Raw genomic sequence first — 12953 nt, forward strand, 5'->3', positions numbered from 1 at the left:
TAATCAGCGTTACAGCAGCCTCAGGCTACCCATGCCGCCATCGGTATTAAGCACCTGGCCAGTAATCCATGCGCTGTTATCTTGCAATAAAAAGGCTATGGGCTGGGCCACTTCTTCGGGCGTACCCACTTTTTTTAACGGATTGCGTAGCTGTGCCGCGGTTTTCTTTTCGGGTGAGCCCAATAGTTTTGCGGCAAGCGGGGTTTCGGTAAGCGATGGAGCCACGCAGTTTACCCGCACATGCGGGGCCAGCTCTGCCGCCAGCGAACGCGTAAGCCCCTCCAGTGCTCCCTTAGCCATAGCCACACTGGCATGAAACGGCATACCCGTACCCACCGCCACCGTGCTTATAAACACTACCGAAGCATTACCCGCAGCCTTAAGGTTAGGCAGGTAAGCCTGCACAAATCCGGCAGCACCAAGGGCACTCACGGTAAAATCAGTAGTAAAATCGGCCGTGCTAAGGCGGTTAAACGGTTTCAGGTTTATACTCCCCGGGAAGTAAGCCAAACCATGTATGGCGCCTTCTATGGCGGGGTAGCTGCCCGGATTATAATCAGTAACGGTATACGCTTCGGTATAGCCGCTAAGGGTATCTTTGGTAGTAAGGCCTATAACGCGGTGTCCCTGTGCGGTGAGTAGCGCCGCCGCTGCCTGCGCTATGTATGATGATGCTCCTGCAAATACGTATGTTTTTTGTTCCATTACGGGTTATCGTTTCGATATTTTATTGTTAGTAATAGCGCGCTGGCGTGTACATTTAAACCGGGAGATCTCGGGGTTACGCCTTTTGGCATGCTTGGTTTTGCAGCTGGTTACCCTATCGCGCCACAGGCGGTAGCTGCTAAACTTCATTTCGCGTTTCATAAGCTCTTTAACGCGGTCTTCAGTAAGGCCAAACTGAGCGTATATGGCATCAAAAGGGGTACGGTCTTCCCATGCCATTTCTATTATACGGTCTAGTTGTACATCGGTAAACTGTGGTTCTATACTTCGTGCAGCCATAAGTTTCGGTATGTTTTTTTAGGATCGTAGTCGGCAGCCTGTTTTTGCGGGTTAAAGCGTCGGTCTTCGCGCGGGTCGTTACCCACGCCGGCCACGTAAGCCCAGTTACCCCAGTTGCTTGCCGGGTCATAGTCTATAAGTTGTTCTTCAAAGTAAGCCGCGCCATACCGCCAGTCTACACCCAGGTCATGGCACAGGTAGCTGGCCACATTTTGGCGGCCGCGGTTGCTCATAAAGCCGGTAAGCTTTAGTTCGCGCATGTTGGCATCTATAAAATCCTGGCCGGTATTACCGTCTATCCAGGCCTGTAAGGCATCGGGGTTATGCGGCGGGTACTTAGGAGCCGCATCCCTAAAACCACCTTTAAGAAACAGTTTGTTGCCATGCTTTTTCATCATGAATCTAAAATAATCGCGCCATAGCAACTCAAAAATAAGCCAGTACGTACTCTTGTTTTCTCCATACTGCTGCTCGTAGCGTTTTACTTCATGGTAAATTTCCCTTGGCGAAAGGCATCCCATAGCCAGCCATGGCGAAAATTTAGACGAATAGTTTTCGCCCACCAGCCCGTTGCGGGTTTCTTTGTACGTGGCTATGGCGTGGGTTTTAAACAGGTATTCGTCCATGCGGCGCAGGGCTTCGTCTTCACCGCCTGTAAACTGTATGGCGGCGCGGGTATCCGGGTGTGCTTCCTGTAGGCCAAATTGCTCATGGCCGGGCAACTGTAGTGGGGGCAAAGCAGGCGAGGTTATCTTTTCGGGCATATCAAACACCGGGCGTATTACCGCGTCTTTCTCGGTCTTTTTACGGAAGTTGGTAAAAATATCGGGTATGTTTTTTACGGTAAACGGCAGGTCTTCGGCGTGGTATAGGGTGCTGGTGCTGTAACGCATCATTTCGCAGCCGGTTTTCCACAGGGCTTCTGTTACGCGTTCGTCTGTACGGCGTTCTTCAAAGGTTACCTCTTTTTTGGCAAACAGCTTCCTGGCGTTGTACTCCCGTGCCAGTTTTGGCAGTTCTTCCTCGGGTTTTCCCGTTACTATTACCAAGCCGCTGCCCAGTTTCCTCAGGGCGGTATCGAGCGCGGTAAGCGATTGCAGTAAAAACGAAAAGCGGTAAGCTCCCGTTTTTTTAAACCCAAAGCGTGTGGTGGTGTAGTGTTCCGGGTCAAAACAGTACACGGGTACTACTGCCTGGCTTTGTTGTATGGCCCTAACCAGTACTTCATTGTCATGGAGCCTTAAATCGGTTTTAAACCAAACTATTGCGGCGGTCATGGTCCTTAATTTTTTAGGGTTTATGTTTCTTTTTTGTAAAGGTAATTCATAAAATTGTTGAACAAAGGTTAAATGTTTTGTGTGCAGGGGGATTGGCTACATATGATTTTTATTTGAAATAATTTATAGCGGAAAGACTATTTTTTATAAGGTTTAAATCTAATTATTTAATATGTAACTAATTGATTTACAATTGCGGATTTTCCGCAGTTAACATTTCTTTAACAGATTTTGATACGGCGCCATCCGGCTTTTTTTCTAACATTTGCAATAGCCAATCAGGTCAGTCAAAACCAATTTATGAAAATCCCATTTTTATCATGTGCATCCCCCGCATGATATAATTCCCCCCAAGGTTTTGAATACCGTACATTAAAGATAAATACTTGGTTGGTTTAAAATGTGTAAGGGCAGTACCTGTAAAAGGGCTGCCCTTATGCTATTTTTAAAAGCCTTAAACAAGTGCTAAACTGCTATTATTTTTACCGCTGTTACTACCCAAAGCCTACCTTTACATTATTAGAATATAATCCCCAACAGATTATGAAAACGCTTAGGCTGCTGCTGGGCGACCAGCTCAACATAAAACACCCGTGGTTTACCGCGGTAGATAAAGCCGTTACCTACTGCCTGTTTGAAATGAAGCAGGAAACCGGTTACACCACCCACCACATTACCAAAGTTGCGGCGTTTTTTGCTGCCATGCGCCAGTTTGCCGAAACCCTTAAGTCCGACGGACATACCGTGATATATTACGAACTAAATGATGCGCACAATACCGGCAGCCTTACCAAAAACCTTTCGGCACTGATTAAGGATAAGGACTTTAAACGTTTTGAATACCAGCTGCCTGATGAATACCGACTGGATGAGGAACTAAAAGGCTTTTGCCAAAAGCTGGCTATTCCGTTTGAGGCGGCAGATACCGCGCACTTCTATACCACACGCCATGAACTTCGCGATTTTTTTGAGGGGAAGAAGCAGCTCCTTATGGAGAATTTTTACCGCAATATGCGCAAAAAACATGGCATACTGATGCAAACCGCCACCGTGCCCGAAGGCACACAGTGGAACTACGACCATGATAACCGTAATGCCTGGAACGACAAACACCCTGTGCCAAAGGTACCGGATTTTAAACACGATGTTTCTGCGATACTTACCCTGCTTAAGGAGGAGAAGATAAAAACAATGGGGCGTGCGCCAAAAAACGGCCTGCTTAACCAGCCCCTTACCCGTGCGGAAGCCCTGCAACGGCTAAAGTTTTTCTGCGAACATCAGCTGGAGTATTTTGGTACCTACCAGGATGCCATGCACACACAGCAGGTAATGCTGTTTCATTCTGATCTTTCTTTTGCGCTGAATGTAAAGCTGATTTCGCCTAAAGATGTAGTTACCACTGTGGTTAATTATTACCACAAGCACAAAGGCACTGTAGATATAGCGCAGGTAGAGGGCTTTATACGGCAGGTAATAGGTTGGCGCGAGTACGTGCGCGGTATTTACTGGCTGCGCATGCCGGAGTTTGCTACCGAAAACTTTTTTGGAAACAAAAACCCGCTGCCTGATTTTTACTGGACCGGTACAACCAAAATGAACTGCCTTAAGCACTGCGTAAACAATTCGCTGGATAACGCCTATGCCCACCACATACAGCGCCTTATGGTACTGGGCAACTTTGCGCTGCTAACACAGGTAAACCCCGCCGAGGTAGACCAGTGGTACCTGGGTGTATACATAGATGCGGTAGAGTGGGTGCAGCTGCCCAATACGCGCGGCATGAGCCAGTTTGCCGATGGTGGGGTGCTGGCTACCAAGCCCTATATATCCAGCGGTAATTACATAAACAAAATGAGCAACTACTGTAAGGAATGCGCCTATAATGTAAAGACCAGAACCGATAAAGATTCGTGCCCGTTTAACAGCCTGTACTGGAATTTTTTGCACCAAAAGCAGGATCAGCTGGGGCGAAATGCGCGCATGGCGTTTATGTACAAGCAACTAGAAAAAATACCCCAGCAGGAAATGGAAAAAATACTGCAACGCGCCCACAGTATTATAAAAAACCCTGATGCGTATTAGTATTGGCAGGGATTGTTGTATTTTTACCAAAGCCAATTTGTTTAAATGAAAAACCAACCATTTTTTAGGGCATATCCATTAAATAATTGGAACATTGTTACCATCGTAGGTTATACTCTGTTTTCCGTAGGGTTATTGTTTTACTATTTGTTTGCAAACCAACCAAAAGTTGGCATTCTTCCGGTTTATCTTATGTTTACCCAACTCGGATTGTATTTTTTCCAGTACCGCGCCATTCGTAATGTGTATGTTTACACTTTTTGGTTTATGGTTGGTATAGCGCATCTTGTCACGGCATATTACATTGCCCATGATCCCGAATTATACTTCCTATGCGGCTTACCGACAAATACCATCGTAATGGTTTTACTGTTGCAAATATTACGGTTTGCAAGTCTTAAACTGCAAGGGAAAGAATTCGTTGCTGCGGATAAACGTAGTTTTGATATGTTTAAAGAGAGAAAAATAACGTGGACAGATCGCCTTTTGTTTTTTGTTTACTTTGTGTGCTGGATATTCGGTTTTAAATTCTTTTCTGTTTATTCCGCAAAGTATCTCCTTAATCCTATATGGCTTCATTAAAAATCCAACCTTTCTTTAAGGCATACCCGCTAACCATTTGGAACAAGCTAACCATAATAAGCTACATTTTATTGTCTGTGTGGTTGTGGTTTTATTATCATTTTACAGAATACCCTTCGCCTAATCGCCTTTTAGGTTATTTAATAGGGACTCAATTTCTGCTGATTTTTTTTCAATACCGCGCAATCCGAAACCTGTACATGTACCTGTTTTGGCTTGTGGTAGGAGTAGGTCATGCAATAGCTGCTTACGTTATAAAAGATGTTACGTTGTTCCAGTTTCCTGCGGGGCATATTAGTGTAACAATGGCAAACACTTTAGTTCTTGTGCTGCTATTACAATTCCTCAGGTATATTAGCCTAAAATTACAAAGGCGTGAATTTATAACTCCCAGAGATATTTACAATGAAAGAAAAGTAAGGTGGGTAGACTATGTTTGTACAGCTGTGTATATAGTTGGTTTATTTTTAGGGATTTTTTAATCTTACCAAAACCAATTTACTTCAGTAAAAAACCAAATAGCAAAGATTTGATCAATGCCTATATAATAAATTTAGCTTATCTATGGATACTTAACTCGCATTAAATTAGTAAAACTTAAATAATTAAAAATAGGATTTTACCTATTAATGAAAATGATTGTTTTTGTTAAATTCACAAAATAATTAAAAATCAATCAATTATGAGAAAACTTTTATTAACTCTATTCATGCTGTTTAACATTATCGAAGTATTTTCACAGACACCCATTACAGAAGCTAACATAAAGTATAACACTCAGCAGTATATACTATTTGGAAAACCTAAAATTTTTAAAGTTGATAAAGGCGGAAATAGAATTGGGGATCATCCTATGGTATTTGCTGACTTAAATATGACATTCATAATCATGAATACTTTTAAGCATACAGGAGATACTATTTATTGTCAAATAAAAATTGATAAGTATCCTAAAAAAAATCTTGCAAAAAGAATGCTATATAATTTCTATTCAACAGACTTGAATAAACTCAATTCTAATGAAGTACTCAAATCAACCAAAGATACATTAGAAAAATACAGTAAAGAAAAAGAAGATGTTTATTACATAATTAAATTAGATGACATATTAAAATATGGTTACATATATAATCCATTTACGCATTGGGAGTTCAACTTCGGTACAATAACATATTTAACACGTATTCGCCCTGCAATAGATGGACAAAAATCCAGATGGTCTAATGATTTAAGTCTTGGAATAGCAGCCGGGACAAAATATAATTTTTCAAATAACTTTTCTATTAGTCTTCTTGGAGGGTTAAGCATTTCAAAAGTATCTTTAGATGAACTATCTACCAAAGGAGTAGCAACTCAGGTTGTAGAAAAACCAGCACTTACACCAAATATTAACCTAATAGGTTCTTATAAGTTCTTTTCATTAGGAATAGGACTTGGTTGGGATATCGTGAATAACGATACTGTTGAGTCAAAAGCTTGGATTTATAATGGTAAACCTTTTATGGGACTTTGTTTTGGCATAAATATTTTCCAGCCACATGAGGAAGATTCCAAACAAGTTTCAGCACAAGATAATTAACCAAAAAACCCCGCAACTAAAAAGCCGCAGGGTTACCTATATAATTAAAAACAAGCAATTACTTTACTAAATGCAAATCAGCCAAAAGCGTATTGATAAACGCTATTTCATCTTTGGCTAATTTTATGTTTAGTGCTTTGGCATTCGCCACACTCTGCTGGGCATTACGGGCACCGGCAAGGGCTATGGTTATGCCCGGCTGTTCTACCGTCCAGCGCAGTACAAGTTGGGCAAGGGTAGCGCCTTTGTCTTCTGCCATAGGGCGTAGCTTATCCAATACTTCATTTACACGCTTCAGGTTCTCGTCTTTATAAAAGTATACGCTGGCACGGTGGTCGCCTTCGGCAAACTGGTGCCCCGGTTGCATTTTCCCTGTTAGTAAACCACGCTCCAGCGGACTGTACGCCAATATACTCTTGCCATGATCCAGCACATACGGCACCAACTCCTGTTCTATATCGCGCTTTACCATACTGTACGGCACCTGGTCGCTTACTATGTTTACGTATTTGCTGGCTTCGGCTACCTGCTCTGCGGTGTAGTTACATACCCCGGCGTAGCGCACCTTACCTTGCTGAATCAGTTCGGCTACGGTTTCAAAAGTTTCCTGAATAGGGGTAGTAACATCCGGCCAATGAATTTGGTACAGGTCTATGTAATCCGTTTTCAGGCGGCGCAGGCTGTCTTCACATTCTTTAATAATGCTTTCGCGGCCGGCATATTTATAAATGTCTATGTCCTGCCCCTGATTGTTTTTGCTTTTCATGGCAAGTGTACCCTGAGCCAAATCCCAGCGCATACCGAACTTGGTTACCAGCTGCACCTTATGGCGCCCCAGTGGCGCTATGGCTTCGGCTACAATGTCTTCGCTGTCGCCCTGCCCGTAAATAGGTGCAGTATCTATACTGGTTACCCCTTCGTCAAATGATTTTTGTATGGCTTCAATAGCCTCGTTGCGTTCGGTTCCGCCCCACATCCATCCTCCGGCAGCCCATGCCCCAAAGGTAATTACTGAAAGCTCTAAATCGGTATTTCCTATTTTTCTGTATTCCATGGTTTTAGTTGTATATTTGACTATTCATTATCGGTATCAATTATTATTAGAGCTTTTGGATTGTAAAAATCATTCTCCTTTATAGTTCTCTGTCTAAAGCTCGCCACTAAACTTTCTATGTTTTGATTCAAAACAGGTATTAAATCATCTGAACCGCCGAATCTATTTTCAAGATCAGGAGGAAAGAAAAAGAAAAAAAAATTCAATTTATCGCGTTGAGATTTAATCCTTCTATACAGCTGATTGATTTTCTCAGCAATTTCGATCGTGAAATATGAAAGTTCATGTAAAGGAACAGCCATATGTTTTTTTGTTTCCCTATGAAAGTAAAATAAACTAGGAAAATGTCTTAACGAATAAAGTTTAGGTGATATCCTAATACCGCCATTGAAATGATAGTCGTGAAATTTTTTACTATTTAGCATCTTAACAGAATATGCAGAGCAAATAGTAATTCCCATAGTTTTCTTGTCAAACAGTGTTGCTGAGTTAAAGTGATCATATAAATTCAAATCTCTCTCAAGTAAGTGATTATAGAAAGCATATGTTCCAAGGCCTTCATTATCTTTAGAGTATTTTAGTAAGGCGTCAGTCTGTGAAAAATCAATAGCTTTATAGTTACTGCTAATTTTTTTTCCATATAATCTTTTAGCTTGAACAAATAGCCTAACATATTTACTCTTTGATTTACTACCAATAACTAGTTCGAAATCATATCCATTTAAGCTTTCTTCACTTGCTGGAATCATCACTGCTTTTTCAATTTTCGGACAAAAAGATCTGTAAAGTTCTTTTATTGCCATTGTCGTAAGAGCTTCTTCTCGTACCTCAAAAATTTTATAATTGGTGCCGTTAGGAATAGGCTCTAACTCATCCCAAACTTTATATGATGCATTTTTAAGGGCCTGTTCTAATGTTGTCATATTATTACTATTGTTTCTGTTTAAGTTAACTTGTTGTAAATGAATATCGAACACTACTCTTCCTTAATCTTATTTACAAAAAGGGCAATGCACACGCCAAATACCCCAATAATGGCAAACGACATTTTTAACCCTACCGCATGGGCTATGTACCCTATAACCGGAGGGCCAAGCAAAAAGCCCAAAAAGCTGATGCTGGATACTGCCGTAAGCGCCTGGCTGGGTTCTATGCCCGGGGTTTTGCCCGCAAGGCTGTACACGCCCGGCACTACGGTACTTACACCAAGCCCCACCAGCATAAAACCGAGTGCTGCAGGTATAATGTATGGGAAAAATACCGCTATGTACATACCCCCCGAAATAAGGAAGCCGCTAAACGCCAGTACTCTTTTCCGCCCGAAACGCTGGGTGATTTTATCGCCTATAAAACGGCCACTTGCCATCATGCTCATAAAAGAGGCGTAGCCTACAATTACCAGCGATTTTGGTGCCTTTATTACATCTTCAAAGTATACGCCGCTCCAGTCAAACATTATGCCTTCGCTTACCATGCTGCAAAAACCAATTACCCCAAGCCATGCCAGGGCAGGGTTTATTTTGGGCAGCAGGCTGCGTTTTTTTTCCTGCTCCAGTTTTTTAGGTTTCGCGGGTTTGGTTTTTACCAGGTAACGGAAGTTGGCAAATATAGCCGCATACAGCAGCACCGCCACTGCTGCAAAATGGTACAGCGGGCTCCATTTAAGGTTAACCATGCCCAGCCCTATAAGCGCGCCGGTAAACCCGGCAAGGCTCCACGCCCCGTGGAACGCCGACATTATAGGCCTGCGGTACAGCCCCTCTATAAGTATGCCCTGGGTATTAACCGATATATTAGTAAGGTTGCTAAAAATGCCAAAAAAGAATAACGACAGCATGAGCTGCCATACCTGTGTTGCCAGCCCCAGTGTGTTCATAGACAGTATGTAAAACAGTATGCCCAGGGTAACCACGTTCCGGCTGCCGTAGCGTATTACTATTTTTCCCGAAAAAGGCATCATAACCAGCTGCCCTACCGGTATGGCAAACAGTATGGTACCCAGGTCGGCTTCGGTAAGGCCAAGGGTTTCCTTAATACTGGGTATGCGGCTGGCCCATGTGGCAAAGGTAAGCCCCATGCTAAAGTAAAACATAGAGACTGCTATGCGTATGCGGTTTAGGTAGCTCTGCTTGGCTTCTTTATACGCTTTTAAGGGCTTGCGTACCTTCCGGGCGTCGTTTAATTCTATATCCATACCTTTTCCTGTGTTTACTTACAAATTTATATACTTATTCCTTACGAGTTGCGTTCCATTCCGACCGAAGCGTAGCGTAGTGGAGGAATCTCACGTATTTGAAAGAGATGTTTCAATTTCGCTGCGCTGCATTTGGGAGACTTTGGGTAATAGCTTTCTCCGTGTTACTTTTAAAACTGAAAACTGCGACTGTAAACGATCCCTTCAGTGGCTTTATAAAACGGTCGTAGGCTACTAAGTAAGTAGATGGCCTATATGCTATCTGTTTTGTAAAGCATTAGCGTTTTATTTTAATAATTTACTTAAAAGCCGACAGCTCTTTAAAAAGCCAGTCCTCGTAATAAATTTCTAAAACAAATCCCTTATCCCAGATAATTTGGCCCTGTTTTATCCGTTCTGCAAACCAGTCTTCAAAAAAAGCAGCATATCCACCTAAAGAAATTGAGCTGTTACTTAACGCTACCAGCGGGAGGTATTGTTCTACCAGCGCTTCTTTTGTAGTTATACTGTTGTTTAACGTAAGCAGGTAAAACTGTGCGCCGTAAGCAATCTCCGAAAGTTTATCAGCATGCAGGGCAAAAAAACCTTTTTCTTTTGTTATTGACAAAAACAATCCTCTGAGCATTGTATCAAAATCAATATCCTTACGCTTTTCAAAACATTTTTTTATTTCGGGGGAAAAATCCCCATGTTCAATAGTGTATAAGGTTTGACGCAAATCTTCTTCCGATGTATCAAACACTGCTTCACTTACAAGGCCTTTTATAAAGGTTTCAAAATCCCTTGCCAGGAAAGTTATCCTGTAATCGCTTTCCTGGTCTACGTGCACTACCTCCGGTTCGCCATTCTTTCCGCATCTGGTATAGTCGAGCATTACTATGTCATGACCTGCAGAAGGGCAATCACATATACAAATCCCTATATCGGGATATCCCCAGTTATCTATCATAAACCGGCTTCCAAGCTCACCACCTATAGAATAGTCTTTATCACGGCCTATGCCCATTATAGTCGTAATCTGTATATGGTTCTCTGCCCACGAGGTGGGCTCGTTAGTAGGGAAACAATTTTTATTTGGCATGCCTCCATTATGGAGTTTCATTAATTCAATGTACGATGCGGGAAGCTTGTAGCCTAATTCGTTTTCTATAGATGTAATCAGTTCATCTGAAGGTTCTGGCTCAAGATATTTTTCCTTTGCATATTCATCATCATCCCAAAAATCCGTAAAATCAAAATCGTTAAAAAATATGTTGCTCATGGTATATTGGTTTTACATAAATTTACACACTTATTCTTTACGAAATCAGTTATATCACGGAGATACACGGAGCGAGCACAGAGATTTTTATGTGTTGCTTTTAAAACTGAAAACTGCGACTGAAAACTGTTACGCGATGATTTCCATCTTCTTCATCAGGAACGTTGCACTCTTGTTTTGGCAAATGCCCTCGCGCAGGGTGTAGTCAAATACCAGTTCGTTATTGGTAATCTGTACCTCAAAACACTGGTTTTTTAAATACTGCGGATAGTCGCTGCTGGTATTACACACCTCAATGTCGTGCGTGGCAATAACCCCGGTGCCATTTTGGGCAATCACCTTTTTAATCACGCCTATGGTACCGCTTTGTTTATCGTCAGAATTGGTGCCTTTTAAAATTTCATCCAAGAGTACAAACGAGCGTTGCCCCTGCATGGCGGTAATAATTTGCTTTAAGCGCTTTACCTCAGCAAAAAAGTACGACTCGCTGTCGGCCAATGAATCGCTTTGGCGCATAGATACCAGTACCGGCAGCGGATGAATTACCGCTTTTTCGGCACACACCGGGGCACCTACACCCGCCAGCACCATATTAATGCCCAGTGTACGCAAAAACGTACTCTTGCCCGACATGTTACTGCCGGTAAGGATGCGAAACGGCTGCTGCGTAAACTGAATACTATTACACACACGCACCGTTTCGGGAATCAGCGGATGGCCCAGTTGCGTAAATTCAATGCGGTTGTCTTCCGCTATTTCAGGGAACACAAATTGCGGATTGTTGGCTGCATAATTGGCAAGGCTGTTCAGGGCTTCAAACTCGCCCATAACCTCAAGCCAGTTATTAATGTTCACGGCGTGCTGCTCTTTCCATACATACAACCTGCGCAGTATGTGTATGTGGTAGTTGCTTACACCGTTTACCAGCAGTGCGCCAAGCGGGTTAGCCGTATTGTTAAGGTTTGAAAACAACCCCGAAAGCGTACGGATTTCTTTACTCGCGTTAGCTACACGCTGTTGCAGTGCTATGTTTTTTGGCACGGTAAACTGCTCTTGCTCTATAGCCAGCAGTATTTCGCCATAATTTTTTAGAATCTCATCTATTTCGTCTGAAAAAACGGTTAGTGCTTTAATCTTTTTAAAATGAGAAAAGGCGTGAATCACATTAAACACAAACAACCACGTAACCGCACTGCTGTAAGGCCCCGTAATAACCGAATACGCCATCGCAGCCACAAACGCTACCGGGCCTGCCACACACAGTATGCGCGCGGTAAGCGACATTTTTTCCGTCGGGGTGCCTGCCCATTCTGTAAGCTGGCGGTACTTTTGCGCCGAATCGTTTTTACTGCGAGCCAGTGCTGCTATGTGCTGTCGCCATGCGGTTTTATCTTTAAGTTCGGCTATGGCGTGCTGGTTCTGCACTATCTGGTCGTTAGGCAGTAGCCCGCCCAGCAGCTTTGCAAAGGTGTTTTTGCCAATGAACGTATAGGTTCGGTTCAGTTGATGAAACAACGACCGCGCCCCAAATATATCCAGGTCGTACGTATACATGTGTGCAGGGTCGCTGTATTCTGCCCCGTTGTTAAACGGTATTGCCGTACGGTTCAGGTACGCAATTTCGTCTTTATTTACCTGAATGAGCTGCCGCAGCAAATTACGCCTGCGACTCACCTTTTGGTGTTTTTTATATACAAAAGCAAAGCCTGCACAAAGCACCCCAACGCCTGCCCAGTAGGCGCCATCGGCATACTTAATACCCAGGTAGCCCATAATTAGTATTAGCGTGGCAAGCACTAACCGTATGGTTCCTATAAGGTTGTATTGCCTTTGCTCTTTTTCATACGCTGTTTCATGCTGTTGCAGCAATTGGTTGTAATCGGTTACTTTCAAAACAAAATATATTTTATCCCGCTAAG

General features: G+C 42.8%; 11 protein-coding genes. 3 read left to right on the forward strand and 8 right to left on the reverse strand.

Annotation, left to right across the window (positions count from 1 at the left end; all coding sequences use genetic code 11):
- Nucleotides 1–9: 9 nt before the first annotated feature.
- The 3 genes from ACLI08_RS04500 to ACLI08_RS04510 are packed head-to-tail and all read right to left on the reverse strand — an operon-like array spanning nucleotide 10 to nucleotide 2282.
- Nucleotides 10–705 (reverse strand): SDR family NAD(P)-dependent oxidoreductase, encoded by a 696-nt coding sequence (locus tag ACLI08_RS04500; RefSeq protein ID WP_411427261.1) that lies wholly within the window; start codon nucleotides 703–705, stop codon nucleotides 10–12.
- Between the two features lie 6 nt (nucleotides 706–711).
- The gene (locus ACLI08_RS04505) at nucleotides 712–1005 is read right to left on the reverse strand and encodes a TIGR03643 family protein (RefSeq protein WP_411427262.1); all 294 of its coding nucleotides are present in this window, start codon (nucleotides 1003–1005) and stop codon (nucleotides 712–714) included.
- Nucleotides 987–2282: a DASH family cryptochrome gene (locus tag ACLI08_RS04510; RefSeq protein ID WP_411427263.1), complete on the reverse strand. Its 1296-nt coding sequence runs from the start codon at nucleotides 2280–2282 to the stop codon at nucleotides 987–989. The genes ACLI08_RS04505 and ACLI08_RS04510 overlap by 19 nt, the downstream gene beginning before the upstream one ends.
- A 543-nt stretch (nucleotides 2283–2825) precedes the next feature.
- On the opposite strand from ACLI08_RS04510, the gene ACLI08_RS04515 reads away from it, so the two are divergent.
- The 3 genes from ACLI08_RS04515 (at nucleotide 2826) to ACLI08_RS04525 (ending at nucleotide 6525) form a co-directional block, all read left to right on the forward strand.
- Nucleotides 2826–4364 carry a cryptochrome/photolyase family protein gene (locus tag ACLI08_RS04515; RefSeq protein WP_411427264.1) on the forward strand — a complete coding sequence of 513 codons (1539 nt, stop codon included), beginning with the start codon at nucleotides 2826–2828 and terminating at the stop codon, nucleotides 4362–4364.
- A gap of 45 nt (nucleotides 4365–4409) precedes the next feature.
- Nucleotides 4410–4946 carry a hypothetical protein gene (locus tag ACLI08_RS04520; protein WP_411427265.1) on the forward strand — a complete coding sequence of 179 codons (537 nt, stop codon included), beginning with the start codon at nucleotides 4410–4412 and terminating at the stop codon, nucleotides 4944–4946.
- A 682-nt stretch (nucleotides 4947–5628) separates the two neighbouring features.
- On the forward strand, nucleotides 5629–6525 hold the full coding sequence (locus tag ACLI08_RS04525) for a hypothetical protein (RefSeq protein ID WP_411427266.1): 897 nt from the start codon (nucleotides 5629–5631) through the stop codon (nucleotides 6523–6525).
- Between the two features lie 58 nt (nucleotides 6526–6583).
- Here the strand turns inward: ACLI08_RS04525 and ACLI08_RS04530 are convergent, their stop codons facing one another.
- The 5 genes from ACLI08_RS04530 to ACLI08_RS04550 all read right to left on the reverse strand — a co-directional run bounded on the left by ACLI08_RS04530 (nucleotide 6584) and on the right by ACLI08_RS04550 (nucleotide 12927).
- Nucleotides 6584–7579, reverse strand: coding sequence for an aldo/keto reductase (locus ACLI08_RS04530; RefSeq protein ID WP_411427267.1), 996 nt, complete (start codon nucleotides 7577–7579; stop codon nucleotides 6584–6586).
- Nucleotides 7580–7599: 20 nt separating this feature from the next.
- Complete coding sequence (locus ACLI08_RS04535; protein ID WP_411427268.1) at nucleotides 7600–8502, reverse strand: DUF6615 family protein; 903 nt, start codon at nucleotides 8500–8502, stop codon at nucleotides 7600–7602.
- A 53-nt stretch (nucleotides 8503–8555) separates the two neighbouring features.
- A complete protein-coding gene (locus ACLI08_RS04540) occupies nucleotides 8556–9773 on the reverse strand; it encodes an MFS transporter (RefSeq protein WP_411427269.1) in 1218 nt (405 codons plus the stop codon).
- Between the two features lie 298 nt (nucleotides 9774–10071).
- The gene (locus tag ACLI08_RS04545; RefSeq protein WP_411427270.1) at nucleotides 10072–11034 is read right to left on the reverse strand and encodes an SMI1/KNR4 family protein; all 963 of its coding nucleotides are present in this window, start codon (nucleotides 11032–11034) and stop codon (nucleotides 10072–10074) included.
- Between the two features lie 129 nt (nucleotides 11035–11163).
- The gene (locus ACLI08_RS04550; RefSeq protein ID WP_411427271.1) at nucleotides 11164–12927 is read right to left on the reverse strand and encodes a MutS-related protein; all 1764 of its coding nucleotides are present in this window, start codon (nucleotides 12925–12927) and stop codon (nucleotides 11164–11166) included.
- Nucleotides 12928–12953: the final 26 nt, after the last annotated feature.

This window comes from Flavobacterium sp. RNTU_13, assembly GCF_046614455.1.
Taxonomy (GTDB): Bacteria; Bacteroidota; Bacteroidia; order Flavobacteriales; family Flavobacteriaceae; genus Flavobacterium.